This window comes from Vibrio sp. Y10_XG_PY6 (assembly GCF_024181795.1).
GTDB classification, from domain to species: domain Bacteria; phylum Pseudomonadota; class Gammaproteobacteria; order Enterobacterales; family Vibrionaceae; genus Vibrio; species Vibrio diabolicus.
In genome coordinates this window covers 86,854-112,272 of the sequence record NZ_JAMZAQ010000001.1, presented here as the reverse complement: position 1 = coordinate 112,272, position 25,419 = coordinate 86,854, and the positions used below count along the sequence as shown (strand labels likewise).

Sequence of the window (25,419 nt, the reverse complement as noted above, 5' to 3'; positions counted from 1 at the left end):
GGCGTTGTTAATGAAGTCAAGAAAGACGAGAATTGAGAGCTGGATCAGCACACTTTTCTTAGGGGTAATTACTCAAATTTAATCGTAAATTTGCCCCTTGGCAAAACTTAAATGATGGATCTATTAAGGAGTTAACGAAAGGGCGGGAGGGGTCACATTTCCCTACAGTTTTTCTTACCACCTCGTTCCTGTTTTGCTATAGATTACGCATCGAAAACATGGTGTGTTCGGAGGAAATATGTCCATTAATTCTATCGACCATGACGAGATGACCAACATCGCTCACAAATGGGAATTACCTGATGAAGAAGCCGTTGTGAAGCCTGAGAAAACAGTGAAATCAGCAGAAGCCAGAAGACGCATTGAAGCGCTACGTGAAATCCGTGAAAGTGGATTGACCATTGAAGAAGCAAGGGAGCTTGGCTTGATACACTGATTGCTCTAGTTTGGTATAGCAATCCATAGGGTAGTCGTCGGGCTGCCCTTTTTATTTTTCCTTCCATTTTAGCCATTGCGTCTCACCACAACATCTCACATCTCTTTATTTTTCTTATCCAAACGTTCTAATTCACCTCTATTTCACCTAAAAAGTTCTAGATCCAAACTCATTTTCATCTGTGTAGAAGTTTGACAATCTTACCTAGCGTTACTAAAAGATATATCAATAGCGATATGCTTTTTGTTGATTATCGCGACCACAAAGCAAGGAGCGCGAGTATGGTTGACCAAATCCTTTTTTATGAGCCCGATGAGCCCCACGGTTTTCTTTCCAATTTTTGCCATGCCCCAGTCAATATATCCTCCCAAACTTGGCCCACCAGCGAACATTATTATCAAGCCCAAAAGTTCCTCGATGCGCAGTTACAAAGCAAAATTCAACACGCGAGCACTCCCGATGAAGCATTCGCCTTAAGCCGAAAATACGAACATTTCGTCAGAAGTGACTGGGAGGATATGAAGTTGGCCGTTATGGCTTTCATCGTTAGAGAAAAGTTTCTGCAAAATCCACCTTTAGCGCAGCAGTTAATGAGAACGGGTAACGCTTGTCTCACAGAGCATTCTCACAAAGATGCCTTTTGGGGGGATGGGGGAGACGGTAAAGGAGAAAATCATTTAGGAGAAATTCTGATGAACGTTCGGGCTGAGCTGAGACATGTCGAGCCCTACAATCTCGTGAAGTTCATCGATAAAGCCAAATTGCCGACCCAATGGGGCACATTTATGATGTATGGCTTCGTTGAAACCGCCACGAACAAAGAGCATCTTGCCCTCGTGTATGGAGAGCCTGCAAGCAGCGCTGCACCGCTTATTCGGTTGCATTCGGAGTGCCTTACTGGCGATGCCTTGTTTAGTACGCGTTGCGACTGTGGTTTTCAGCTCAACAGGGCGCTACAAAATATTGTCGAAGAGGGATGTGGTGTACTGCTTTATTTGCGTCAAGAAGGACGTGGTATTGGCTTGATTAATAAAATTCGAGCTTATCACCTCCAGGACGATGGCGCCGATACTGTAGAAGCCAATGAACGTTTGGGCTTTGCTGCCGATATGCGTGATTACGCATTTTGTAAAGGGATGTTAGAGCATTTGGGCATTGATGCGGTGCGACTAATGACGAACAACCCACGTAAGCTGGCTGCGTTAAAAGCGGTTGATATCAACGTCATTGAGCGTGTGCCCTTGCAAGAAGGTAATAATCCGAGCAATCAACACTACTTGCAAACTAAGGCGAGTAAATTAGGGCACATGTTTGATCCTAAGTTTGTCAATCACACCAAGTAAAGCATCATCTATGTCTCAATAGATGAAAACGCCAACGATAGAATCGTTGGCGTTTTCATTCGTTAGGTCATTTATTGATACCTTTGAATGATCTCATCAATTTCACCCGATGTTTTTAACTCAGCCAAACGTGTATTGATGTAGTCCTGAGTTTCTGGCTGCATTTGGGGCGAAAAGGCCAAATAGATCGAGTAGTCAGGGATAACTGAGTCGAAAGATTGGATCTGAAAATCTTCTAGCGACAAATTGAGGCGTTTTAAGTTGTACATAACGCGTGATTCCATTTCGACGAAGGCTGTATCTCCTGGTGTTCGAGTTATCACTCGATATGCGGCATCATAATCTTTAACGCGTATTTCATTCACACTACCATCCTCAAAGAATGGGATTAAATTCGGATAATCAAAACCGAGTAGTAATACGATAGATCGGCCATGCATGGTGTCCATATTCTTGAACTCTAACGGTTTCTCACTACTAGAGACCAATACATGTTTTACAGTGTAAATGGGCTCTTCAGACAAGTTTTCTGATTGCACCTTGCCCCAATTTGGGCTGCCGTAAGTTAGCCAGTTTGGTTCGCCACCTTCTTCTAATATGGAGATCATTCGTTTAAACGGATAAGTATGATAATTCACCTGATAATCTGATTCAGCGAAAATGGCACTGACGATGTCAGTCACAATCCCGGAATGCATTTGCCCCTGTTGTTCTATTTGAAATGGCCTTGCTTGGTCGGCGATAACGTAATAGTTCACTTCAGCGGCAGTAGCATAAGTTCCTATCGCAATAAAACTAAAAGCCAATCTAAGTAGAAGTCTTTTCATCGTATCCTCGATTATTATTTACGCGTGGCTATATTTAGAGTAGCGCAAGTTTATCGGAGCGATTTCATATGGATGAAAAAGAGCGATCTCAACGTCGATTTAGTATCGGCAACCAACTTATGTTGGCGGTGCTAACGTTGAGTTTAATCTTTACTGTCATCATTTCCGCTGTGAGTTTATATCGAGTTTTTAACGAAGATTTAGCCCATTTGCACGTCGAGCTAAAGCAGGTCGAATCCAGTTACTTATCGAGCTTTTCTGCCAGCTTATGGGTGGAGGATAGGGAGCTGTTACTCACTCAAGCAGAGGGCGCAATGCGCATGCCCTCTGTGGATTATTTACGTATCGCTAATGAAGACGAAGTTATCGTCGAACTGGGCACCGCACTTTCTGAGGATGTCGTAGAAAGAAGTTGGCCGATGCAATATCGTGTTGGTGATAAAACCTATGAGCTGGCGACATTGACTGTTCAGGCGGATCTGAGCTCGATTTATGAAGATCTTTGGCAACAATTTTTTTTCTTGCTCACGACAGAAGCGATCAAGATCCTATTGCTCATAATTGGCGTGCTTTGGGTCGCCTTCCGCCTTTTGGTCAATCCTCTCCAACTGCTTTCCGGCGCCGTGAGCGATTTTAGTGGCGGGAAGGTCCCAAGCAAAGTTACGCTCCCAAAGCGTTGGTGTTTTGATGAAGTGAGCGTGTTGGCGGAGAAATACAACCGAAGCGTTGAGAAAGTCCGTGAGCATCAGACTGAACTCGAAGAAGAAAGAGATAGAGCGGAAGTCGCTAACCGCAAAAAAAGTGAATTTCTTGCCACCATGAGCCATGAAATTCGAACACCGATGAATGGCATTATTGGTGTCGCTTCATTACTGGGTGACACCAAACTCGATCCTCAGCAAAAAGAGTTTGTAGAGATCATCGATAGTTCTTCTCACTCTTTAATGACGATCATCGACGATATTCTCGACTTTTCTAAAGTCGAAGCAGGTAAAGTCGAATTAGAAAATGCGAGCTATGATCTGCGCCGTATTTTGGATGATGTGATCAGCTTACACGCCGTCAAAGCCAAGCAGAAGAATCTGCAATTGCTTAGCGATATTGATCCTCACTTGCCAGCGGAAGTGCAAGGTGATGCTGCACGCTTAAAACAGGTATTGAACAATTTGTTGAGCAACGCGATCAAATTTACTGATCGAGGTCATGTGAAGCTTCTTGTTGAGTTAACACGTCAAGAGCATGATGTCGCCATGATTCGATTTCGCGTCGTTGATTCTGGCATTGGTATTGCGAAAGAGAACCAACAAGCGATTTTCGAACGTTTCCAACAAGCCGATGGCAGTACAACCAGAAAGTACGGTGGTACCGGCCTTGGTTTGGCGATTGGTGCTCAGTTGGTGAACTTAATGGGAGGAGAAATCCAACTGACAAGTGAGTTGGGGCTCGGTAGTTGTTTTGAGTTTTCGATTCCAGTTGTAGTAAAAGCACGGTCTACCTACACGGAACGACCTAATGTTTTGACGTTTCCAAAAGTTGAAGATAATGAAACCAGCCTCCAGCATGACAATCAACCTTGGGTATTGATTGTTGAAGATACCATCGTAAACCAGAAAGTCGTGCGTATTATGTTGGAAAAGCTCGGCGTTCGAGTGAGCGTCGCAAATCATGGTGAAGAAGCGCTTCAGCTATGTGAGAAGCAAGCTTTTGACTTGGTGTTTATGGATTGCCAAATGCCAGTGATGGATGGCTTCATTACTACTGAGCGTATTCGACAAATGGGAGAGTGGGGGAAACACGTTCCCATTATTGCGTTGAGTGCCAATGTTATTAAAGAAGATCAACAACATTGCTTTGACGTCGGTATGAATGAGTTTGTCGCCAAACCTGTGACCAAAGATCGGTTGCATCAAATATTCGAGCAGTTTTTACCAAAAGCGCTGAAAATCAGTGCGGGTCCCAAATAGTTAACTTGAAATTGATCAAGTTAAGTGCGTTTCTATTCTGCAATTGTAACTCTGTATGCTATAGTGCGCGGCTAGTATTTAAAGTACCTTGAGGCTGTAAATGTCGTTCAATCTATCCCTATTGCCGCCTGATGAAAAAAACAAAATCGAACTGGATAAACAAGCGTCGTTTTTGGTTTGGAAGCTCAGAGAGGCCAAATCTGGTCCTGAAGCAATAGAAGAACAGTTGTCCAAGATTAACGATGCTGATGAAAAAGCGTTTTTTCAGCAATCGGTCGAAAAGTACAAACGAGTAATGGGTGTCGCTTAACGCGAATCGTGACAACGGTATAAAACTATGTGGCGAATGAGGTAACCTCCCCATTCCTTTGCTAAGCGAAATTGAAAAGGTTTCGCTTTTTGCTAAAATCCTTCGCATTAAATTTGAATTTAGAGAGACATCCCGATGGGAAGAAGTTTTGAAGTGCGCAAAGCCTCTATGGCGAAAACTGCAGGCGCGAAAATTAAAGTTTATTCCAAATACGGTAAAGAAATTTACATGTGCGCGAAAAACGGCGGTAGTGACCCAGACATGAACTTGTCTCTTCGCCACCTGATCGCGAAAGCGAAAAAAGATCAGGTACCAGCGCACGTTATCGACAAAGCACTAGACAAAGCGAGTGGCGGCGGTGGTGAAGATTACCAACCAGCGCGCTACGAAGGCTTCGGCCCTGGCGGTACTAGTGTTATCGTTGATTGTCTGACCGATAACGGCAACCGTACTTTCCAAGATGTACGCCAATGCTTTGTTAAAGTGGGTGCGAAAATTGGTGTTGAGGGCTCAGTTTCTCACATGTTCGATCACCAAGCGGTATTCCAGTTCAAAGGCGACGATGATGAAATCATCCTAGAAACGCTAATGATGGAAGATGTAGACGTAACTGACGTTGAGCTAGAAGACGGTGTGATCACTGTATTCGCTCCTCATACAGAGTTCTTCAAGACGAAGACAGCACTAAATGGTGCGTTCCCAGATCTAACGATCGATGTGGAAGAAATCACTTTCGTTCCTCAAACTCACACTCCAGTAGCGGGTGAAGATGCTGAGAAGTTCCAGAAATTCCTAGATCTTCTAGATGACTGTGACGACGTTCAGCAGGTTTACCACAACGCAGAGCTATAATTTTTTAGCTTCCACCGTTGTAAAAAGGCTTCCCGAGGGAAGCCTTTTTTGATCGCACTCTTTGCTAGCAGCATTATACGTTGCGATATTTGGAATAACACAGTGACATGATCACACCAAAGCAGATGCCTTGCGTCAGCATGGCCGTGCCGCCGTAACTAAAGAACGGCAAAGGGCTTCCCATTACTGGCAACAAGCCGCTCACCATGCCTGTATTGATAAAAGCATACAGGAAAAAGCTCATCGCTAATGCACCACTCACAAGCCGACTAAAAAAGTGGTCAGACTGACATGCAAGCAACATGACGCGCGCGGTAATAAACAAGTACAGTGTGAGCAAGACTAAACTACCAACAAAACCCCACTCCTCGGCATAAGTCGAAAAAATAAAGTCCGTATGACTTTCTGGAATAAAGCCAAGTGTTCCTTGCGTAGCATTCATCCAACCTTTGCCTTTCATTCCGCCGGAGCCTATCGCAATTAAAGATTGGATGATTTGGTAGCCCGAACCTAACGGATCCGACTCCGGGTGCAAGAACTGAGTAACGCGGCTTTTTTGATACGTCTCCATGACGAAGAACCACAAAATTGGCGCCAACGTTAATATACTCGCGACAAAGCCACCGATTATTTTCCAGCTCATGCCAGCTAAAAATAAAACGAATAAGGCGTAAATGACGGTAAAAACTGCACCGTCTAAATCCGGTTGTAGCGCGATTAACCCAGCAGGAATCATTGTGATGAGTAAGCAGAATGCGATTTTCCTACTATCTGGTCTGCCACCTTCAATATGTAGCATCCACGCGATCATGATTGGAATCGAGAGTTTGATTAGCTCCGAGGGTTGAAAGCGAAAAAAGCCAATATCGAGCCAACGTTGAGAACCATTAGTGCTATCGCCAAACAAAGCGACAGCAAGTAGCAGCGCAACCGCAATAATGTAGAGATATGGAGCTGAGCGTTGATAGCTAGCGGCGGGAATCGATGACATGACCAATATACAAACCAAGGTCAGTCCGCAGCGTGCTAAATGCTTGAAGAGCATGGCCTCATTAAAGCCACTGGCACTCCAAAGTGTTAGTGTACTCAATAGCATGATCGGAATGATCGCCATCAGCAGTGGCAAATCGACCCTGGGGAAAAAACGCTTATTCATTTTCTACGACCTAATAACGCACCCAGTTCGAGCGCGAAAACAACCAGAACTCGAGAGTTCGAACTATTCCGATGCTAAGAATCCTATTTGGAAATAACAGACACCATGCAAAGGTGTGTATGAGAGGAGCGTCGATGTCGTCTGTTATGGGTAAGCTGCTTGGAAAGCTGTGGAATGGATAAATACACTAGACGCAGGTTTTAAGCCAGTATTTTTATTCCTATTGTGGTGAAAGATGGACGCTTACAAACAAGCAGGGATATATGCTCTCTTTAAGAAGGGAATGTCATTCATCGCAGCAAACAACCGTTCATTCTAAATAACTGCCATTGGTCGCATGCAAAAGCAGTGTGCGATCTTCTCCATTAATCTGAAACCATCAAATCACGTTCAACTAAGGACAGTACATGATGGTTTCTCAATCTCGCTCAGTCAAAGCTCTTAAACTGGCAAGTACGTTTATCGCCGCATTTGCACTCAGCAGCAATCTGGCTCTAGCTAACCCAAGCGAGCGCACACTCAGTCAGTTCAACCAAGCAGCGCAGGGTGATTCTGGTTTGGTTGATACCGTTTACGGCGAACTATCCAAACAACTCGAAGAGCAGGGCGCAACGCCGGTGACCTTGGTGTATTTAGGCAGTGCTGAGACGTTGCAAGGTCGTGAGGCGTTTATGCCTTGGAACAAGATGAAGTTCACCGAGCGCGGTCTTGCCACAATCCAAAAGGGTTTGGATTTAATGGCGAATCAGCCAGTACCACTGCAAGAACAACAACGTTTACAAGGCTTGCCGGAATACCAACTAGCCACCGCCATGGCAGCCACTACCTTTACCTCTCTGCCAGACATGTTCAATCACTTTGAGCGCGGCTACGAGCTGTACCTTTCTCTGCTCGATGAACCGAGTTTTAGTCAGCAACCTTTTGCGGCAACGTCTTGGATTTATCGCTACGCCATTGAAGCGGCACTGCGCGCTGAAGACGTTCAACAAGCCAAAACATGGTTAGCGCAAATGGAGCAGTTGGGTGATAGCAATTTAGAAACGCAAACCGCGAAAGCGCTGCTAGCGAAATATTAGGGAGGCGTCATGATCGTTTTTAATCAACTTAGTCGCGATTACGCCCTTGGCAGCCAAACCGTGCATGCATTGCGAGACGTGTCTGGTGAAGTATTTGCGGGCGAAATGGTGGCATTATGCGGACCGTCTGGCTCAGGCAAAAGCACCTTACTTAACGTGCTTGGCATGCTGGATACTCAATACCAAGGTCAGGTGACATTTGCAGGCAGCCCATACCCAACCGGACAAATGCAAGCTGCGAAAATGCGCCGCGAAAAGCTTGGTTTTGTGTTCCAAAAATTCAATCTTGTACCTGTGATGACAGCGTTAGAGAACGTGGCTTATCCGCTGCACCTCAACGGCTTTTCAAAAGCAGAACAAACCGAGCTTGCCACACAAATGCTAGAACACGTTGGCTTGGGTGAGTTTATTCATCACATGCCCGATAACCTGTCTGGCGGTCAGCAGCAACGCGTGGCAATTGCTCGCGCCTTAGTACACAAACCGGCGTTGGTGATTGCCGATGAGCCAACCGCCAGCCTTGATAGCCAAACTGCCAACAAGGTCATCGATATCATGAAAGGGCTCGGACACGAGCTTGGTACTACTTTTATCGTCGCCACTCACGACCCTCGCATGGCATCCCGCTGCGATCGAACCATTGAGTTGGTGGATGGCAAGATTACCCAAATACACGAGAGTGTGGAGGAGGTTTCATGGGCAAGCTAATTCCAGTTTCCGTTCGCCTTGCTTGGTTGAACCTGCAACGCAATCGCCGTCGCAGTTTGTTGTCGATGCTGATCATCGCCATTGCCGTGTTTGCCTTAACCAGTGCGGGTGGTTTTGGTCTATACACCTACGACAGTTTGAAAGAGTCGACAGCACGTGACACGGGGCATCTGACGTTAACCACGCCGGGTTACTTCGCTAAAGAAGAAGAGATGCCGCTGAGTAACGGGTTAACTCATGCCGACGATATCACCAAGCAATTGATTGGGTTGAATGAAGTGCGAGGCGTTCAACCACGAGTTGAATTCAGCGGTTTGATTTCCAACGGCAACAAGTCTTCGATCTTTATCGGCATTGGCGTGAACGAACGCGAATTCGATATGAAAGGACCGTTTTTGGACGTGCGCGAAGGGCAAACACTTTCCAACATTCATGCATCGCGTTATGACCCAGCAGAGCCAGAAGTGATGCTCGGCGTTGATTTGGCAAACAACCTAAGCGTGCACGTTGGCGATTGGATCACCTTGCTGGCGACCACAACCGACGGTGCTTTGAACGCATATGACTTCAAAGTCCGTGGCATTTACTCAACTGGCGTACCTGAGCTTGATAAACGCCAGCTTTACGTGCACATCAATAGTGCGCAATCGTTGTTGGGCTCAGACAAAGTCAGCGCGTTATCGGTCTTCCTGTTCGATACCAGTTTAACGAGCCAAGTCGAGCAACAAGTGGCTTCGGTTCTGAGTAAGCAAAAGCAGAACTTTGGTGACCAAGATATTGAGATTACGCCTTGGCAAGAGCGTGCGTTCTTCTATCTCAAAGTGAAAGATTTGTACGACCGTATCTTCGGCATCATGGGTGCAGTAATGGCTTTGGTGGTCTTTGTCGCGCTGTTCAACACCATGACCATGTCGGTCACCGAGCGTACACGTGAAATCGGCACCTTGTCAGCACTTGGTAGCTACCCTCGCGAAATCATTGCTGGGTTCTTGCACGAAGCAGGGTTGCTTGCGGTGATTGGCAGCTTAATCGGCGCTTTGTTCACTGCGTTAGTTACCGTCTTACTGATGGTCGTGGATGTGCAAATGCCGCCACCGCCAGGACGCACGGAAGGTTACCCATTGACGATTTACTTCTCTTGGGAGTTGGTGGCTGTCGCAGGATTCGCAGTATTGATGATTTGTTTGGTTGCGGCGTTTTTCTCGGCGCGCAAAGGGGTGAACAAGCCAATTACGGAGGCACTGATTTATGTTTAATTTCAAATCACTATTACCAATTGCACTGCTGACGGTAAGCGGCATGGCAAGCATGAATGCCAGTGCGAATGAAACAGCGTTAGATGCACAGCAAGTCGCGCAATTGATTGAAAAAGCCGACAGCTACCGCTTGCAAGATGATTCTTCCAAAGTGGTGTCATTGGTGCGCTTATATCAAGACCAAGAATTAGATAAAACCCGCCTTTACCACGTGTACACGCGTCCAAATCGTGAATCGTTGGTGGTGTTCAAATCGGCAGTCGAAGCTGGGCAAAAGATGCTGATGATGGGCGACAACTACTGGCTGCAAATGCCAAAGAGCCGCCGTCCGATTCGCATTACGCCGATGCAAAAGCTGCTTGGTGAAGCGTCTATCGGCGACATCTCAACCCTGACGTGGAGCCAAGATTATCAAGGTGAATGGAAAGCGACAGAAACCGTTTCGGTAAACGGGGAAAGTGTCGCGGCTTATCACCTTGCTTTAACCGCGAAAACCAAAGGGGCGAGCTATCAGAAGATCGACTTGTGGTTGTCTGAGCAAGATGCGTTTCCAATCAAAGCCGATCTCTACTTGCGCTCTGGCAAACTCGCCAAGCAAGCGCAATATGGGCGTGCAACTGACAACGGTGAAGACTACGTCAGTGAGATGACCTTGCTTGATAGCATTCAGCCGAGCAAAAAGACCGTTATCGAGTACCAAGAAATCGTGCCTTGGCAGCTGGATAACAAGTTCTACAACCCAAGTTATTTGCCGAAAGCCAATACGACTCAGCTTTAGTCTGAGCTTCGTAAATAGAACCATGAAAACGAGCAAGGAAGTCACATGAAACCGCACCAGCCTAACCTTAACAAAAGCACCAGTCTGTTGATTGCTGCGTCATTGTGTGTGGGCGCGGCAGCCCCAGCTTTTGCCAATGATGAGCTGAGTTTTGAGTGGGATTGGGCTGTCAGTTACGAAACTGCCAAGCAGCGTGATAGCGCATTTATACAAGCGCAGGGCAGTTCTCGTGATTCACTGAATGCACTGTTGGATGTGCAGGTGAATTATCAGAACTTCAGTGGCTTGTTTGCTCTGTACAGCCAAGGTTTGTACCTCAGCCAATGGGGAGAGAGTGAGTGGTGGAGTGAAGCTGATAACCAATTGCTGATTCGAGAGCTTGCTTGGCTAGGGGAGTGGCAAGTCGGTGATACCACACTTGATGTGAGCTTAGGTAAGTTGCGCGTGGATTGGGGCGTGGGTTATGGCTACCGACCATTGGATCTGTTTAAGCCGTATCGACAAAACCCTGTTGGCTTAGTCGCAGAAGAGGGTGCGGGTGTGTTTTCACTTTCACACTATGATATGGCAGGCGAGTGGACGGTGATTGCGACGGATTCAAGCTGGGGGCAACAAGACCAAAGTGCACTTGATCAAGCCTCAGAGCAGCAAGGTGTTGGTATTCGTCGATACGCGCTGGTGGGTGACACCGAGTATCAACTTATTGGTTATTACGATGATGTACGCCGAGGTTTGCTTGGCGCCAGTGTCGTTGCCGTGTGGGATGAATCCATCGCTATGCACGGATCAATAATGTGGCAAAAGCAAAGTGTCGGCTATCAGTTTCAGCAGGGTGATCTCTACCAACCCGTTTCAGTTGAGGAACAGGGAAGCGCATTCCAAGCTTTAGTTGGGGTGAACTGGGCAAACCAAGCCGGACACAACGTGATTGCTGAATATTGGTACGACAGCCGAGCATGGTCGAAAAGCGAATGGCAACAAGCAATAGAGCGTGGCGAATTACTTTCTCAGATCCCTGATCCTAACAACTCTCTGTTGGCTAGCAGCGCTCTACTTGCGACAAGCTACGCCCAAGGGTTTCAGCATGCCAATATCGTTCAGCATAACGTAATGCTGCACTGGAGTTGGGATGTAGAAGCATGGGCTGCATGGAACGGTAAAGCGGATATGGGCTGGTTAAGCGATATAACACCCACGTTGGATGTGATGTTGTCGCCGCAAGATGGCGGTGTGATTGTCACGCATTGGCTTAACTACCAATGGATTGATACCGGCGATCAAAGTGTAGAAGTGGAAGTTGCCGCACGCTTTTTAACCGGAGACGACCAATCTACTTACGCACAAATCAATGATAAGCATATGATTGTATTTAACATCAAAGGGAAATTCTAAATGTATTCAGCTAAGTTAATGGTAGAAAGTGGATGGCTACGCAGTGTGGTTGTCACGACTTTATTCTGTTTGTTTATCTCGGTAATGACATTGTCTGTTTGGGGTGGTCCTTACTATGTACATGTATTGGTGAGCTTTGGTTTTGGTTACTCCGCCTTGTTCTTCTCTTGGTTAGTCGACAAGTTGTTTCCTAGCATCCCTCGTAGACTAGAAATTGCTTTGTCACTGACCGCCTGTTTGTTGTTTGGCGTCATTAATGCGCAGTTTTGGCTCGGTGAATACTTCGGCATTTCGGGCATGCTGCCAGTGTTGCTGATGGGCTTGTTATTCAGCGGCATGTGTTACTTTTATTTTCACTCACGAGAGAAAGAAGCGATTGCTCAGCGTGAATTAGAGAGTATCAAGCGTGAAAAGGCAGAGCAGGAACGTGCGCTGTTGCTAAGTCAGCTTAAACAGATGCAAAGCCAGATTGAACCGCATTTCCTATTTAATACCTTGGCAAATATCAGCGTGTTGATGTCCCAGGACGTTGATAAGGCCAAGCAGATGTTGGATCAACTTACCGCACTATTACGTGCGACGCTAAAAAGCTCACGTGAAGAGCACACCACGATTGAGAATGAAATTGCCTTAATTGAAGCCTACTTGAGTATTCAGAAGATACGTCTGGATGGACGTCTAAGCTACAAAATTGAAGTAGAAGACGGTTTAGGAACAACAGAACTGCCACCGATGATGTTGCAACCTTTGGTGGAGAATGCCATTGTTCACGGTATTGAGCCAAAGCGAGAAGGCGGCGAAGTCAGTTTGCTCATCAAGCGCGAACAACAGAACTTGCAGATTGAAGTCAGAGACACAGGTGTTGGCTTAAATCACGTTAGTGGGCACATGGGCTCCGGCGTGGGTTTGAGTAATCTCAAGCAGCGAGTTGAAGCTTTGTTCGCAGGGCAAGGAGAGGTTGTTATCAGTGAGTCTGCTCAGGGTGGCGTTTGTGTTCGCTTGAGCTGGCCAATGGAATCGTAAGCAAGGAAGAAAGGAATGAATACAGGGTTTACTGCCATTATTGCTGATGATGAACCGTTATTGAGGCGTCATCTTGATAAAAGCCTAGCTGAAGTGTGGCCAGAGCTAGAGGTAATAGCCAAAGTCGCGGATGGTGAACAAGCGTTGCAAGCTATTAAGCACAACCAACCTGACATTGTGTTTCTTGATATTCGTATGCCAGTTTTGGATGGCATGACACTAGCGCAAAAACTCAATCAACTCGCCAATCCACCTTTGATTGTGTTTGTCACTGCGTACGATGATTACGCCATCAAAGCTTTTGAGCAAAATGCCGCCGATTATTTGCTCAAGCCTATCTCGGATGAGCGCCTCCTGACGACGTGTGAAAGAGTGAAAGCACGCCTTGCTAAGCGAGAGCAAGAAAGCAGCAATGTGCAGATGAACAGCCTGTTAGAACAGTTACAACAATTATCCGCGCCACAAACGCCGCAATATCTTCAGTGGATCAAAGCAACGCAAGGGGAAGATATTCATCTGATCGCCACGTCTGATGTGCTGTATTTCAAAGCGGAAGAAAAATACGTTTCTGTGTATGCCCAACAAGGACAAGGTAAAGTGCAGGAGTATTTGATTCGCACATCGTTGAAAGAGTTGATAGGGCAGCTTAACCCAGAACAGTTCTGGCAAGTGCACCGTTCAAGCGTGGTGCAAGTGTGCAAAATTAGCAAAGTAAACAAAGACTTTGCTGGAAGAATGTTTGTTCACATTGGGGAAAACAAGCTCGCTGTGAGCCGTGCATCTCAAAGTTTGTTCAAAGGGATGTAATCGCTAGAACTGCTCACTCTTTACACTGTAAACTCGCTGCTCTTAACCTACATTATCAAGGAAGATAAATGAGTTATCGCGTCACCCTCTTAAATGCGACGGGAGAGTTGTCTCCACTCGCTGAGTATTTACATCAGAAACTTGATGACCTGAGCTCACAGCTTTCTAGTTACTTTGATTTAAGTAACGTTGACCTGACCATTAGCCCGTTTGATCGCAATGACGTACCGCAGACGGGGATTGGTGGCTATTGCTTAAGCGCCCATCGTGTAGAAATTTTGCTTGATACTCAACGTGCAGATATTAAAAACGTGATTGAGAAAGAACTAGCTGCGGTGCTAGCGCATGAGTTGCATCACCTTTTCCGTATGCGAGCAGGAGAGAATGGCGTTGCACTTGGTGATGTGCTGATTATGGAAGGGTTAGCTTGTCATTTCGAACGTAAGGTGAATGGTGGCGTCACTCCGAGCTTGTTTGAGAACATCAAAGATCAAGATTGGCGTCCTTTCTATGCTGAGATGAAAGACAAGCTGACCAGTTTAGATTACAACTTCGATGCTTACTTTCTTGGCAGTGATGAAAGCCGCTGGCCGAAGTACATGGGGTATTGGGTCGGGTACAACCTTGTCGCGGAATATCTGGCTGATTTTCAGGGCTCTGAGCTGGATTTGGTTGGAGCAAAAGCCGAGCTTTTCTATCAATAACTCCGTTACTAAACTTAAACTAATAAGCTGAGCCTTCAAAACAAAAAGCGCCTAAGTCATAAGACGTTAGGCGCTTTTATCGTTTTATAGTGACGACTTCTTCGAAGAGGCGAGTGTGCTTATTCGCTGATCGTCACCTTCTCAATAATGATTGGATCGCATGGCACATCATCGTGACCAAGTTTAGAGGTCGTTTTCACTTTCGCGATACGGTTTACGACATCCATACCCGCGGTCACTTTACCAAACACCGCGTAACCCCAGCCTAGGTTGGTGGTTGCAGTGTGGTCTAGAAAATCATTGTCTTCCAAGTTAATGAAGAACTGAGCTGTTGCAGAGTGTGGTGCATCGGTACGCGCCATTGCGATAGTGCCAACAAGGTTCTTTAGACCACGGTTTGCTTCGTTTGCGATCGGAGCGCGCGTTGGCTTTTCTGCCATGTCTTCGGTGTGACCGCCACCTTGGATCATAAAGCCGTCGATAACGCGGTGGAAAATGGTGCCGTTGTAGAAGCCATCTTCACAGTATTTTTTGAAGTTCTTTGAGCTAACTGGTGCTCGTTCTAGGTTCAGTTCAATCTCGATGTCACCGAAATTGGTGGTCATAATAATCATCTGGTTTTGCCCTTGTGGGTGCTAAGTTGGCGGCATTATAGCTAAGTCGCATTATGATAGCAGAAATAAAAACAGCGACGTTTTGGCGTCGCTGTTTGCATGTTGAGTGCTTGAGGAAAGCTCTAGACCGTAAAGCGACCGACTAAGTCGTACAGCTCGTTGGCTTTGTGGTTAAGGTTGCCACTGCCTGCACGGTTTTGATTCGCAAGGCTTGCCGACTGACTGCTTTGTTGAGAGATCACTTCGATGCGCTGTGAAATCTCTTGTCCAACTTGGCTTTGCTCTTCGGTCGCGGTAGCGATCAGCGTGTTCATGTCCATGATATTCGCAATCGCTGCTTGAATATCTTGCAGCGCAACCGATGCAGCACGTGCTTCTTCTACTGTCGCTTCGCCACGTGCTTGGCTAGATTCCATCGCTTTTACTGCGGCATCCGATCCAGCTTTAAGTTGATCGATCATCTTGTGAATGTCACCTGTGCTGTCCTGAGTGCGGCTTGCAAGCTTACGCACTTCATCCGCTACAACTGCGAATCCGCGTCCTTGGTCGCCCGCTCGTGCCGCTTCAATGGCGGCATTTAGCGCAAGCAAGTTGGTTTGTTCAGCAATATCTTGGATGACTTCAAGTGAGGATGAGATGTTCTGCACGTCACTCTCTAGACGTGAAATTACAGTGCTTGCTTCAGATACCTCATTTGCTAGCGCTTCAACGGAGTTAGCGGCGGAGTCCACGATGTGCTTCGCTTGTTGTGCGTTGTCATCGGCGTTTTTAGCGGAATCGGCGGCTTGGTTTGCATTGCCAGAGATCTCGTGAGCGGTGGCCGTCATTTCTGTCATTGCAGTCGCGACTTGTTCCGTTTCCTCACGTTGACCAGAAGCCAATTCATCCACTTGTGAGGCGCGTTGAGACATGTTGTTCGTTTCTGATACTACCTCTTGTCCGACATGGCTGACGCTCTTAATAATTCCTTGCAAGCTCTCAACGAAGATATTGAAGTTATGCGCGAGCTGCTTAAATTCTGGCACGCTAGATTCTTCCATCCGCGCGGTTAAGTCGGCGTCACCTTGCGCGAAAGATTGGATTGAGCTGTCAAACTGTTCGATAGGGCGCATAATGCTACGGTTGACGAGTACGGCAAAAATGGCCACGACAACGGCAATAGAGACACAAAACATAGCAATAGCGGCTAAGGTATTGTTTAGCTCATCGTTTGCTGTGTTTTCCATATCTGTAATGATCGCATCGATATCATCAGTATAAAAACCTGTGCCAATCATAATATCCCACTTGGGAATGAAGATGGAGTAGCTGAGTTTTGGTAATGCTTCGGTTTGCCCTAACTTAGGGAAGTAGTAGGTTGTGAAGTCACCCGTTTTGGCGTTTTTCAACAGGTCTTGGATCAGGTAGTTGCCTTTTTTGTCTTGAAGGTTATAGAAGTTTTCTCCAACCCCTTTGTTGTTTTTTCCGACAACAACACGCACGCCTTTTGAGTCGTACGCAAAAATATAACCTGATTGGCCGAACTCTAGCTCTTTGAGCACTGGAATAGCTTCTTGCAATGAGGCATTACGATCCAATAACGGTTTGAGTGCGGAATGAGCCATCTGCACATAGTTTTTCAGTTCCGCTTTCTTCATCGCCATCATCGTCGTGTGCGTATGATTGATTTGTTGTTGGTTGTAGGTACTGGTTTGGAGGTAGGTAAACCACATCATACCCAAAGCAATCGTTAACACGGGAATGATGGAAAGAATATAAAGTCGCTTTCTTATCGTTAGATTCATAGGTACTTCCTTACGTCTCGGCGCAGCGTTACAAACTGGTAAACTTCAATAGCTTTACCAAATAAAAGTGTTAATAATTATTTTTGTACTGATTGCAGATTAACCGAGTTGGCGGGTGAGAAGTACAGGAAGTTGGTGATCGTGGACGAGAGAGACTCACATTTTTAAGCAGGATCACAATTAGCGAGAGCATTGGCCCGAGTTGCAGCGGGAGCTACCAGTAAGCCAGTATGAGACACGATACCTATTGTTGGCAAAGCGCAGGTAAAGCCAGTCTGCAATTGGCTTGAGTAATGGCCAACGTAGTGGAGCATATAGCCAACCTCGTCCTACCAACTGCCATGCTCGGTGAGTCACATCAAGACCAAGTATCAGTTCATTGTTGTCATTCAGCGCATGCAAAATAGTATTGGCTTTTTGCGCGTCTATCTGTGGGTAATCAGAAAATTCATCGCTGTAGATATCGACGATTTTTATCGCTTGTTTTACATCTCGTCGCTTAAGTGCGTGCATTTCTTTGGCGCACAGTGGGCAAGTTCCGTCATAAAATATGGTGAGTTTTGTCATTGCGATCGTCTTATTATTTGATTTGTCTTACTGAGTTCTACGTGGCGATTTTTCTTTTGGTTCATTATGTTGCAGGTAGTGGTTCCAATTCGCGCGTATGTTCTCGTAGTTATATTGGCAAAAGTCTTTGCGATCTCGTAGGTAGTCTTTTTCAACTTCATCGAGAAGCGACTTGTACTGTTCCGGATCACTGCCGTACACCAAACATAAGGTAGAGAAGTAGCGTTGCAAATCAAAACTGTGCTCATCAATGTACTCACCGAAGTCGTAGTAGTCCGGTCTGTCATCGGACTCAAATGCGAACATGTCGGCGGCGCTAATGGCCATCTCTGCGCCATCTTCTAGGAAGTCAATCATTAAGATCGTGGCAAAATTATCGACGGCATCTTCTTCTTTTCCGAGAACAGGGATGTTTTGATCTTCGATGTAAGCATGCCCGGCTTCATGCAGCAAGGTGTGTAATAACGTATCTAACGCCCCTGTTTTTGGGGATTTTCCAAGGCGTTCTTCATACTGGTTATTGGAGAAGTAATTGAGTGATTCCAAATAAAAAGTGTAAGGAATGTGTATCGTGTGCGTATCGGGATCGTACATTGGGCCATCTTCTCCGCCGTAAATCAGTGTGAGTGGTTTGCGAAATGGAAAGTGGATCTGAGATAGCTCAAGAAAAATTGGGTTTACATCGCTGTTTTGGATAGATTGCAGGGCGATGTTTTCATGGGTTGTTTCCACGGGAGAATATTCAATACGGATATTTTCCGCTGCAGTGGCAGATGAGATGGCACAGAGTAATAGCACAGGGAAAAGCAAATGAATTTTCATGTAGGGCTCTTGTTATTTGAATAACTTACATAAAAATTATACATGTTTTTGTGTGATTCATAACTGGGATTGTTTTTATCACCCAGAATCGGGTAGTTAGCCTCGAAAGACTACCATGACAACACCGTACATTTTGGTTGCTGGGCTCTCCAGAAAGCCTATCAAAACACGTTGTACTCAGTAGACCATAGATAAGTGATTGGCTTTTAAGGTTTATTTTTTTGGTGAGGCTAAGTTGAATTCGCTTCGCTCTTTTGTCTGTAAAAATGCTATTCAGCAGTTAATCATTATGGAACGAAACCATGGGATTGGTGAATGTCACTGAATTGAAGAAAATTATCAGCAATATGTTATAATCCGGCTCCGTTGTGACGAAAACGTTTGTTGCAGCTTGAGAGTTTCCTTGGATTCGGCTCGTTTATTCACCATGAGCCAGAGTTAAAAAAACTACGACAGGAACAAGCAAACCCAATTGTTTTGAACGCGATCTCGGCGTTTAGAGGTTACAACGGGAAGGAACTTTGTTTGATAGTAATTGACACATTCTGTTTAAGTAAGGGAGCCCAATGTGGTTCAGAAAGTGTCACCCAGAATTTACTCACAACATTATACCCCAAGCAGTCACGCACAGGTATTGCGAGGGGGCATTTGAAGGAGCTATATCGGCTCCTTTCACATTTAAGGGCTTGCTAACAGCGGAAAACTGACACATCGCTAAAGGAGCGCCCCTTAAACTAGCCTAAGGCGCATCTACACCAACTTTTGAGTATTTTCGAAACAGTAAAGCGAGAACATTTGCTATTGAATGAAGGTTAAATTAACACTCGATCATTACGGAGGATGAAGAGAACAATAATAAGAGGCGATATGAATCATTTAATATCTGTAGGTGCACTGGAGTCCTTCTTGGTCGCAATCAGTGTGCTTTTCCTGGGGCATTTTATTAATGCTAAGCTACCGATTTTAAAGAAGTTCAACATACCTGAGCCGATTGTAGGTGGCCTTATTGTGGCCTGCATGATTACTGCTCTTCATTTCAACGGCATCGACTTGGAGTTCGATTTGCCGTTACAAAATACGTTTATGTTAATGTTTTTTGCGACGGTTGGTTTGGCCGCAAATTACACTCAGTTGATGAAAGGAGGTGCGAAGGTTTTTATCTTCTTAGCTGTCGCATCGTTTTACATCATCATACAAAACGGCGTTGGCGTTTCACTCGCGGCGGCGCTCGGTTTAGATCCTTTGATGGGATTAATTGCTGGCTCGATTACTCTGTCTGGTGGCCATGGTACAGGTGCTGCGTGGTCACAAACCTTCCAAGACGTGTATGGATTGGATAACGTTTTGGAAATTGCGATGGCATCAGCCACTTTTGGTTTGATCATCGGCGGTATCATTGGTAGCCCAGTGGCACAGCGCCTCGTAGAAAAAAACAGCATTGAATCGGAGTATGGTCGTGGTGGTCGGGATGCCAAAACTCACGAAAAATTCCCTGAGTTGGTGACCTACAACGAATACGAAGAAGATAAAGTAACGGCGAAAAAAGTGGTGGAGAAACTCTTCTTCCTACTGATCTGTGTTACGGGTGCGAAGTATGTTGAGCAATGGGTCAGCACGTATGAAATCTCATGGTTGATGATTCCAGACTTTGTATATGCGCTGTTCATTGGTGTGATCATCACGAACTTCTTAGAGGTGACCAAGCTTCGTAAGTTAGATGCAGAAACCGTCGATATGCTCGGTACCGTTTCTTTGTCATTGTTCTTGGCGATGGCATTAATGAGCTTGAAGTTATGGAATATCTTTGACTTAGCGATTCCATTCTTGGTCATTTTGGCTGTGCAGTCTGTGGTCTTAGCTATCTTCACTTACTACGTTACGTTCAAAGTGATGGGACGCAACTATGACGCTGCGGTTATTGCGGGTGGTCACTGTGGTTTTGGCTTGGGGGCAACCCCAACAGCCGTGATGAACATGGGCTCTATCGTTAACCGATTTGGCCCGTCGCCGCAGGCATTTATGGTGGTGCCAATTGTGGGGGCTTTCTTTATCGACATCGTTAACTTAATCATTTTACAAGGTTACATTTCATTCCTTGGTTAAATTTAAGTTCATGATCTCCTGAGGTCGAAATAAAAACGGTCACAACACAGGTTGTGACCGTTTTTTTATGGCTCGATTTTGGCCGTTTATCGAACGACGGATTATTGAATGGTTCGGCTGAACTTGAGACTAGCTGTCCAACCAAGAACGCCGACGAAAGCGTAAATGCCAACGTTTAACCAACCCGCTTGAGGAATTGCATTAAATGGGCTTGGTGCAACAATGGCGTGCAGTGGAAGGTAAAGCACTTCGGAGAAGAACTGATCTAGGCCGTAATAGCCAAATAGTGCGATTGGCATCCAGCGCAGCGCATAAATGGCGATAAACAAAATGACCAGTGGTGAGTTCACTTTCTGAGAAATAGCCATTGCGGTTAATGCCAGCGGTAATAGTAGAATACCGGCGAATAACATTCTGATTAAAAACTCTCCCCAATGCAGCAGCACGTAACCTAACGAGGCTTGGCGGTACAATAGAGCCAGTTGGTGATCGGTAGAGATGTTCAGCAACCACAACATCAAATCTGCTGCGAGCACGAGCGCCGAGCAAACGAGCGGAATCACCAATAAGCCAAACCCTAGCTTCACTAAGTGAGTTTTTATGTCGCTGACCGGCATACTACGCCAAAACATAATACTGCCCTCCGCACGCTCTTTGCGCAGTGTTCTCGGGAAGTATTGAACGGCTAACAAGATAGACAGCAGTCCCGCCCCGCCGGTAATCAACATGTTTACATCGTCACCAAGCTCTTTGTGAATGTCACTGACATCACCACCAAAGCTCATTTGAAAAAACATATTGTGTTGTAGTGTGTCGTTACTCATTAAACTGACAAAGAGGATAAGTCCACATGCCAACACAAACAGTGGAATACGTAAAACAAGAGGGTTTTCTAACCACTCTTTTTGCAACATCGCGACAACTGAACGCATTACGCTGCCTCCTTCTGCAATGCTAAAAATAGATCCGCTAACTTCACCCCATGGATGGCCCCCATTGTTTCTGCTTGTTGGGCATACTGGGCAGTGAGTAACCATTTCGTTGAACCGAGCCCTTTTTGTGACGACAGTGGGTTCATCGCTTCAATTTGTGTGCGGTATTCGTCGCTGGCCTCAAGGATGAAGTAGTCTTCACTGATACTGTCCATCGAGGTTTGTAGTACAGGGCGGCCATGCTTGAGAATCAGAACATCAGTCAGTAAGTGCTCAATCTCTGATACTTCATGACTGGCGATGATCAACACGCGTTCGCCGTCATGAAACCATTCTAACAAGTGACGATAAAACGTATCACGATACACGAGATCTAACCCGAGTGTCGGTTCATCCAATATGAGGATTTGGGTGTTAGTCGCGATTACAATCGCAAGGTGCAATTGCACCTTCATCCCTTTGGATAAAGATTTGATGCGCGCATGAGGTTTGATGTCCGTTTGACGAAGCAGCGTATCTGCTTGGGCGCGATTGAACCCTGGATGCACGCCTTCGGTATAGTTAAGCAGTTGAGCGACAGTCATCCAATCTGGCAGAACGTTCACATCCGAGATGTAGGACAAGCTCTGCATTATTTTGTCGCGTTGCATAATGGGTTCAAATCCGTTGATACGAACAGTGCCTTGATATTCATGTGCGCCGAGTAGGGCATTAATAAGCGTTGATTTACCTGCGCCATTATGGCCGAGTAAGCCAAGTACTTGTCCTGCATGTAGGTCGAAACTCACTTCATGCAGTGCTTCTCCTTGTTGCTGATATTGCTTGGAGACGTTGTTTACACTGACTAATGCGCTCATTGGTCACCTTTCAAGTGTGGTTTTAGTTGTTGAATGAATTCGTCGAGTGACATATCCAGACGCTGTATTGTGTCGGCTATCTGCGGAATTTGTTGTTGAAGAAAACGTGCCTTCTCGTCTGCGAGCAATTTGAGCTTTGCCCCTGAAGCGACAAACATACCTTGACCGCGTTTTTTCTCCACTAATCCCTCATCAACAAGTAATTGATAGCCTTTCATGACGGTGAGGTGGTTAATTTTCATATCCGCAGAGATGCTACGAACTGAGGGTAGAGCATCGCCTTCTTGCCAGATACCTTGCAGTATTTGTTGAGTGATCTGGTCAGCCAACTGTCGAAAAATCGGTTGGCGATCATGCCAATTGGTCATGAGTGAATCTCTTGGCTGAAGTGGTGTTATATATAGGTATAACACCTAGTGTGCCGGAGAGAAAGTAATAATTTAAAATTAAGCGTATGTTCCAGCCTTCGCTTTCCCTAAATATCTACCTATGTGATAGCTATTTTGAAGACTTTATTGTGAACATAAATTAGACACTTCTCATAAGTTGAGAAGTGTTATTTTTCTAATCCAATCAAGGTATTTACCACCAGCTTGGTATTGGTATTCTCATATAATGATAATCAGTGGGATTTTGGGTGCATCCATTTCTTACTTGATGAGAATTTGTGGCAAATACACCCTAGAAAACAAAAGGTTCGAGAGGCAATCTGATTGACTTAGGCACCTATCTCACGTTGAGCGCTTGCTCAATGAATGAGAAAGAGGAGAGTAAAGAGGTCTCATGAATCAGGTAATATCTATCGGCCCACAAGAGTCGTTTCTCGTCGCAATTTGCGTGTTATTTTTAGGGCAGTTCATTAACACCAAATTACCAACCTTAAAGAAATTCAATATCCCAGAGCCAATTGTTGGTGGTCTAGTCGTGGCTTGCGTGATCACGACGATGCACTTAAATGGTGTGGATGTATCATTTGATTTGCCACTGCAAAACACCTTTATGCTGATGTTTTTTGCGACGGTTGGCTTAGCCGCGAATTACACCCAACTGATTAAAGGCGGTGCGAAGGTTTTCATCTTCCTTGTTGTGGCATCGGTCTACATTCTTATCCAAAATGCGGTCGGCGTATCCCTAGCAACCGCATTGGGGTTAGATCCACTCATGGGGTTGATCGCCGGCTCTATTACGCTTTCTGGCGGACATGGAACTGGTGCGGCGTGGTCGCAAACTTTTCAAGAAATGTATGGTTTGCACAATGTCCTAGAAGTGGCGATGGCTTCTGCTACGTTTGGCTTGGTCATGGGCGGGATTATTGGCAGCCCTGTCGCGCAAAAGTTACTCAACAAGCACAACTTAGAATCGGAATACGGACGCACCAACCAAAGCCATCAGAGTTTCCCTGAATTGGTGACCTATAACGAACATGAAGAAGATCGTGTCACGGCGAAAAGAGTTGTAGAAAGCTTATCCATTATTTTGCTTTGCGTGACAGGCGCGAGCTATCTGGAGAGTTGGGTGAGCAGTTTTGGCATCAAGTGGTTGATGATCCCAGATTTTGTTTATGCGCTGTTTATTGGTGTTGTCATCACCAACATCATGGAAGTGACCAAGGTGCGCAAGGTTGATTTAGAAACCGTTGATATTCTTGGTACGGTTTCGCTATCGCTGTTCCTTGCCATGGCTCTGATGAGCTTGAAATTGTGGAATATCTTTGATCTTGCGATCCCGTTCCTTATTATTCTTGCTATTCAGTCGGCCGTACTCGCGGTGTTCACTTATTACATAACATTCCGCATGATGGGCAGTAATTACGATGCCGCGGTGATCGCCAGTGGACACTGTGGTTTCGGTTTAGGTGCCACACCGACTGCGGTCATGAATATGGGCTCTATCGTGAGTCGTTATGGTCCATCACCACAAGCATTTATGGTAGTACCAATTGTCGGTGCATTCTTCATCGACATTGTGAACTTAGTGATTTTGCAAGGCTGCATTGCTTTTATTAAATAGCCCCCGCTTCTTTCAACTTAACATAACAAAGCCAGTCCCTTGAGATTGGCTTTGTTATTTGTAACACGAAATCTTGTTTCTCTGACTTCAAGCCGTGAAATCAATACGTTACTATGATGACATAGTGTTCAGTTTTACAGCAGCATGAGGTACCCACATGTCTGAAAAAATATCGACGTCGGCATTAGCTAAAATGCGCAAGGTTGAAGCCAAGCTGTTGTTTGCCGATCTCAAACGTGCTGGCTACATTGTTCGCCAAGACGAAAAATGGATTCTGACGGAAGAAGGCGCCAAGTTTGGCGGCGAGTATGTGGATCACCCTAAATTTGGCCAGTTCATCGTCTGGCCGACCAATTTACATATTGAGCTGACTTCCAGCTCAGGGAAAACATTAAGCGCCACGCTGCTGGGTGAAAAGCTGAAACTGAATGCGAAGCGCATGAACCAACTGTTGAGTGAGTTGGGGTGGATCGCCAAATCTGAAGAAGGTTGGAGTGTCACTGAAGCTGGTATACGCGCTGGTGGCCAGCAAAGAACCGATAAAGAGACACAAAATACCTTTGTCGTATGGCACGATGTGGTGCTGCGTAATAAGCGTCTTAAGCAGTCTGTAATTGAATTTTTAGGGCAAGATGCGGAGTCACACTCCACGGATAAATCGTACTCAAGCTTTCGCCAAAAGTTTGAAGCCAAACACCGAACATTAGATGGGCATTACGTGCGCTCTAAGGGGGAGTTGCTCATCGACAACTGGCTGTACTTGGCTGGTGTGGTGCACGCTTATGAACGTCAGCTGCCGATTGACCAAGATGTCACTAGCGATTTTTACTTGCCAGGCGGTAAAGTCTATTTACAGTTTTGGGGAAGTGATACTGGGGGGATGGCTGAGGCTGACCGTGAGACCATTCGTACTGTTTATGAGCAGCATCATTTCAACCTTATCGAAGTCGAACCGAGTGAACTAGACAAGTTAGATGAAGTGCTTCCTAAGCGTCTTCGTCAGTTTGGTATTAAAGCTTATTAACGACTTAAGCCCGCTGTTCAGATAAGAAAAAACCCGTGATTGATCACGGGTTTCGTATTTTTAGCGTGCCTCTA

Annotated in this window: 25 protein-coding genes; 16 read left to right on the top strand and 9 right to left on the bottom strand. The window is 45.7% G+C overall.

Annotated features, from left to right (window positions below; translation table 11 throughout):
• The first annotated feature begins 238 nt into the window (after window positions 1–238).
• Window positions 239–436, top strand: coding sequence for a PA3496 family putative envelope integrity protein (locus NL644_RS00565; protein ID WP_005392088.1), 198 nt, complete (start codon window positions 239–241; stop codon window positions 434–436).
• Window positions 437–717: 281 nt separating this feature from the next.
• Entirely contained in the window at window positions 718–1,779 is a 1,062-nt protein-coding gene (gene ribA, locus NL644_RS00560; protein ID WP_074190277.1) for a GTP cyclohydrolase II, read from the top strand.
• Window positions 1,780–1,850: 71 nt separating this feature from the next.
• Here the strand turns inward: ribA and NL644_RS00555 are convergent, their stop codons facing one another.
• Window positions 1,851–2,606, bottom strand: a complete 756-nt coding sequence (locus tag NL644_RS00555) for an ABC transporter substrate-binding protein (RefSeq protein ID WP_006740908.1) — start codon at window positions 2,604–2,606, stop codon at window positions 1,851–1,853.
• Window positions 2,607–2,674: 68 nt separating this feature from the next.
• On the opposite strand from NL644_RS00555, the gene NL644_RS00550 reads away from it, so the two are divergent.
• The 3 genes from NL644_RS00550 to NL644_RS00540 all read left to right on the top strand — a co-directional run bounded on the left by NL644_RS00550 (window position 2,675) and on the right by NL644_RS00540 (window position 5,732).
• Complete coding sequence (locus NL644_RS00550; protein WP_114322677.1) at window positions 2,675–4,570, top strand: ATP-binding protein; 1,896 nt, start codon at window positions 2,675–2,677, stop codon at window positions 4,568–4,570.
• 100 nt (window positions 4,571–4,670) lie between these two features.
• Entirely contained in the window at window positions 4,671–4,880 is a 210-nt protein-coding gene (locus tag NL644_RS00545) for a DUF3283 family protein (RefSeq protein WP_005374484.1), read from the top strand.
• Between the two features lie 135 nt (window positions 4,881–5,015).
• Window positions 5,016–5,732, top strand: coding sequence for a YebC/PmpR family DNA-binding transcriptional regulator (locus NL644_RS00540; RefSeq protein ID WP_005392082.1), 717 nt, complete (start codon window positions 5,016–5,018; stop codon window positions 5,730–5,732).
• 73 nt (window positions 5,733–5,805) lie between these two features.
• On the opposite strand, the gene rodA is transcribed toward NL644_RS00540, so the two are convergent.
• The gene (gene rodA, locus NL644_RS00535; protein ID WP_074190274.1) at window positions 5,806–6,888 is read right to left on the bottom strand and encodes a rod shape-determining protein RodA; all 1,083 of its coding nucleotides are present in this window, start codon (window positions 6,886–6,888) and stop codon (window positions 5,806–5,808) included.
• 407 nt (window positions 6,889–7,295) lie between these two features.
• On the opposite strand from rodA, the gene NL644_RS00530 reads away from it, so the two are divergent.
• From NL644_RS00530 to NL644_RS00495, 8 genes are all read left to right on the top strand, one after another.
• Window positions 7,296–7,964 carry a hypothetical protein gene (locus NL644_RS00530; RefSeq protein WP_114322676.1) on the top strand — a complete coding sequence of 223 codons (669 nt, stop codon included), beginning with the start codon at window positions 7,296–7,298 and terminating at the stop codon, window positions 7,962–7,964.
• Window positions 7,965–7,973: 9 nt separating this feature from the next.
• On the top strand, window positions 7,974–8,672 hold the full coding sequence (locus NL644_RS00525; RefSeq protein ID WP_054866749.1) for an ABC transporter ATP-binding protein: 699 nt from the start codon (window positions 7,974–7,976) through the stop codon (window positions 8,670–8,672).
• On the top strand, window positions 8,660–9,928 hold the full coding sequence (locus NL644_RS00520) for an ABC transporter permease (RefSeq protein ID WP_114322675.1): 1,269 nt from the start codon (window positions 8,660–8,662) through the stop codon (window positions 9,926–9,928). The genes NL644_RS00525 and NL644_RS00520 overlap by 13 nt, the downstream gene beginning before the upstream one ends.
• On the top strand, window positions 9,921–10,706 hold the full coding sequence (locus tag NL644_RS00515) for an outer membrane lipoprotein-sorting protein (RefSeq protein ID WP_085342431.1): 786 nt from the start codon (window positions 9,921–9,923) through the stop codon (window positions 10,704–10,706). Before NL644_RS00520 ends, NL644_RS00515 begins: the two co-directional genes overlap by 8 nt.
• 45 nt (window positions 10,707–10,751) lie before the next feature.
• On the top strand, window positions 10,752–12,098 hold the full coding sequence (locus tag NL644_RS00510; protein ID WP_114322674.1) for a hypothetical protein: 1,347 nt from the start codon (window positions 10,752–10,754) through the stop codon (window positions 12,096–12,098).
• The gene (locus NL644_RS00505) at window positions 12,099–13,121 is read left to right on the top strand and encodes a sensor histidine kinase (protein WP_114322673.1); all 1,023 of its coding nucleotides are present in this window, start codon (window positions 12,099–12,101) and stop codon (window positions 13,119–13,121) included.
• 15 nt (window positions 13,122–13,136) lie between these two features.
• Entirely contained in the window at window positions 13,137–13,928 is a 792-nt protein-coding gene (locus tag NL644_RS00500) for a LytTR family DNA-binding domain-containing protein (protein ID WP_065645241.1), read from the top strand.
• A 68-nt stretch (window positions 13,929–13,996) separates the two neighbouring features.
• Window positions 13,997–14,632, top strand: coding sequence for a DUF2268 domain-containing putative Zn-dependent protease (locus NL644_RS00495; protein ID WP_114322672.1), 636 nt, complete (start codon window positions 13,997–13,999; stop codon window positions 14,630–14,632).
• A 119-nt stretch (window positions 14,633–14,751) separates the two neighbouring features.
• Here NL644_RS00495 and NL644_RS00490 read toward each other — a convergent pair whose 3' ends face one another.
• The 4 genes from NL644_RS00490 to NL644_RS00475 all read right to left on the bottom strand — a co-directional run bounded on the left by NL644_RS00490 (window position 14,752) and on the right by NL644_RS00475 (window position 18,419).
• Window positions 14,752–15,246: a peptidylprolyl isomerase gene (locus tag NL644_RS00490; RefSeq protein WP_020195057.1), complete on the bottom strand. Its 495-nt coding sequence runs from the start codon at window positions 15,244–15,246 to the stop codon at window positions 14,752–14,754.
• A gap of 122 nt (window positions 15,247–15,368) precedes the next feature.
• The gene (locus NL644_RS00485; RefSeq protein WP_114322671.1) at window positions 15,369–17,030 is read right to left on the bottom strand and encodes a methyl-accepting chemotaxis protein; all 1,662 of its coding nucleotides are present in this window, start codon (window positions 17,028–17,030) and stop codon (window positions 15,369–15,371) included.
• A gap of 180 nt (window positions 17,031–17,210) precedes the next feature.
• Window positions 17,211–17,597: a thiol-disulfide oxidoreductase DCC family protein gene (locus NL644_RS00480; protein WP_005392063.1), complete on the bottom strand. Its 387-nt coding sequence runs from the start codon at window positions 17,595–17,597 to the stop codon at window positions 17,211–17,213.
• Window positions 17,598–17,624: 27 nt separating this feature from the next.
• Window positions 17,625–18,419 (bottom strand): DUF4344 domain-containing metallopeptidase, encoded by a 795-nt coding sequence (locus tag NL644_RS00475; protein ID WP_114322670.1) that lies wholly within the window; start codon window positions 18,417–18,419, stop codon window positions 17,625–17,627.
• An 867-nt stretch (window positions 18,420–19,286) separates the two neighbouring features.
• Between NL644_RS00475 and gltS (NL644_RS00470) the strand changes: the two genes are divergently transcribed.
• Complete coding sequence (gltS, locus tag NL644_RS00470; RefSeq protein ID WP_006740921.1) at window positions 19,287–20,522, top strand: sodium/glutamate symporter; 1,236 nt, start codon at window positions 19,287–19,289, stop codon at window positions 20,520–20,522.
• Between the two features lie 101 nt (window positions 20,523–20,623).
• Here the strand turns inward: gltS (NL644_RS00470) and NL644_RS00465 are convergent, their stop codons facing one another.
• The 3 genes from NL644_RS00465 to NL644_RS00455 are packed head-to-tail and all read right to left on the bottom strand — an operon-like array spanning window position 20,624 to window position 22,679.
• Window positions 20,624–21,454 (bottom strand): hypothetical protein, encoded by an 831-nt coding sequence (locus NL644_RS00465; protein ID WP_114322669.1) that lies wholly within the window; start codon window positions 21,452–21,454, stop codon window positions 20,624–20,626.
• Entirely contained in the window at window positions 21,454–22,311 is an 858-nt protein-coding gene (locus tag NL644_RS00460) for an ABC transporter ATP-binding protein (RefSeq protein WP_114322668.1), read from the bottom strand. The genes NL644_RS00465 and NL644_RS00460 overlap by 1 nt, the downstream gene beginning before the upstream one ends.
• Window positions 22,308–22,679 carry a GntR family transcriptional regulator gene (locus NL644_RS00455; RefSeq protein ID WP_005392046.1) on the bottom strand — a complete coding sequence of 124 codons (372 nt, stop codon included), beginning with the start codon at window positions 22,677–22,679 and terminating at the stop codon, window positions 22,308–22,310. Before NL644_RS00455 ends, NL644_RS00460 begins: the two co-directional genes overlap by 4 nt.
• A 415-nt stretch (window positions 22,680–23,094) precedes the next feature.
• On the opposite strand from NL644_RS00455, the gene gltS (NL644_RS00450) reads away from it, so the two are divergent.
• Both gltS (NL644_RS00450) and NL644_RS00445 read left to right on the top strand, forming a co-directional pair.
• Window positions 23,095–24,321 carry a sodium/glutamate symporter gene (gene gltS, locus NL644_RS00450; RefSeq protein ID WP_046875620.1) on the top strand — a complete coding sequence of 409 codons (1,227 nt, stop codon included), beginning with the start codon at window positions 23,095–23,097 and terminating at the stop codon, window positions 24,319–24,321.
• A gap of 157 nt (window positions 24,322–24,478) precedes the next feature.
• The gene (locus NL644_RS00445; protein ID WP_065645245.1) at window positions 24,479–25,345 is read left to right on the top strand and encodes a glycerol kinase; all 867 of its coding nucleotides are present in this window, start codon (window positions 24,479–24,481) and stop codon (window positions 25,343–25,345) included.
• Window positions 25,346–25,419 lie beyond the last annotated feature (74 nt).

Coding starts and splice junctions, on each gene's coding strand:
- gltS (WP_046875620.1), top strand. CDS start 23,095: ATGAATCAGGTAATATCTATCGGCCCACAAGAGTCGTTTCTCGTCGCA.
- NL644_RS00480 (WP_005392063.1), bottom strand. CDS start 17,597: ATGACAAAACTCACCATATTTTATGACGGAACTTGCCCACTGTGCGCC.
- NL644_RS00530 (WP_114322676.1), top strand. CDS start 7,296: ATGATGGTTTCTCAATCTCGCTCAGTCAAAGCTCTTAAACTGGCAAGT.
- NL644_RS00555 (WP_006740908.1), bottom strand. CDS start 2,606: ATGAAAAGACTTCTACTTAGATTGGCTTTTAGTTTTATTGCGATAGGA.
- gltS (WP_006740921.1), top strand. CDS start 19,287: ATGAATCATTTAATATCTGTAGGTGCACTGGAGTCCTTCTTGGTCGCA.
- NL644_RS00550 (WP_114322677.1), top strand. CDS start 2,675: ATGGATGAAAAAGAGCGATCTCAACGTCGATTTAGTATCGGCAACCAA.
- NL644_RS00515 (WP_085342431.1), top strand. CDS start 9,921: ATGTTTAATTTCAAATCACTATTACCAATTGCACTGCTGACGGTAAGC.
- NL644_RS00500 (WP_065645241.1), top strand. CDS start 13,137: ATGAATACAGGGTTTACTGCCATTATTGCTGATGATGAACCGTTATTG.
- NL644_RS00520 (WP_114322675.1), top strand. CDS start 8,660: ATGGGCAAGCTAATTCCAGTTTCCGTTCGCCTTGCTTGGTTGAACCTG.
- NL644_RS00540 (WP_005392082.1), top strand. CDS start 5,016: ATGGGAAGAAGTTTTGAAGTGCGCAAAGCCTCTATGGCGAAAACTGCA.
- rodA (WP_074190274.1), bottom strand. CDS start 6,888: ATGAATAAGCGTTTTTTCCCCAGGGTCGATTTGCCACTGCTGATGGCG.
- NL644_RS00465 (WP_114322669.1), bottom strand. CDS start 21,454: ATGCGTTCAGTTGTCGCGATGTTGCAAAAAGAGTGGTTAGAAAACCCT.
- NL644_RS00505 (WP_114322673.1), top strand. CDS start 12,099: ATGTATTCAGCTAAGTTAATGGTAGAAAGTGGATGGCTACGCAGTGTG.
- NL644_RS00525 (WP_054866749.1), top strand. CDS start 7,974: ATGATCGTTTTTAATCAACTTAGTCGCGATTACGCCCTTGGCAGCCAA.
- NL644_RS00485 (WP_114322671.1), bottom strand. CDS start 17,030: ATGAATCTAACGATAAGAAAGCGACTTTATATTCTTTCCATCATTCCC.
- NL644_RS00455 (WP_005392046.1), bottom strand. CDS start 22,679: ATGACCAATTGGCATGATCGCCAACCGATTTTTCGACAGTTGGCTGAC.
- NL644_RS00565 (WP_005392088.1), top strand. CDS start 239: ATGTCCATTAATTCTATCGACCATGACGAGATGACCAACATCGCTCAC.
- NL644_RS00545 (WP_005374484.1), top strand. CDS start 4,671: ATGTCGTTCAATCTATCCCTATTGCCGCCTGATGAAAAAAACAAAATC.
- NL644_RS00495 (WP_114322672.1), top strand. CDS start 13,997: ATGAGTTATCGCGTCACCCTCTTAAATGCGACGGGAGAGTTGTCTCCA.
- NL644_RS00475 (WP_114322670.1), bottom strand. CDS start 18,419: ATGAAAATTCATTTGCTTTTCCCTGTGCTATTACTCTGTGCCATCTCA.
- NL644_RS00445 (WP_065645245.1), top strand. CDS start 24,479: ATGTCTGAAAAAATATCGACGTCGGCATTAGCTAAAATGCGCAAGGTT.
- NL644_RS00490 (WP_020195057.1), bottom strand. CDS start 15,246: ATGATTATTATGACCACCAATTTCGGTGACATCGAGATTGAACTGAAC.
- ribA (WP_074190277.1), top strand. CDS start 718: ATGGTTGACCAAATCCTTTTTTATGAGCCCGATGAGCCCCACGGTTTT.
- NL644_RS00510 (WP_114322674.1), top strand. CDS start 10,752: ATGAAACCGCACCAGCCTAACCTTAACAAAAGCACCAGTCTGTTGATT.
- NL644_RS00460 (WP_114322668.1), bottom strand. CDS start 22,311: ATGAGCGCATTAGTCAGTGTAAACAACGTCTCCAAGCAATATCAGCAA.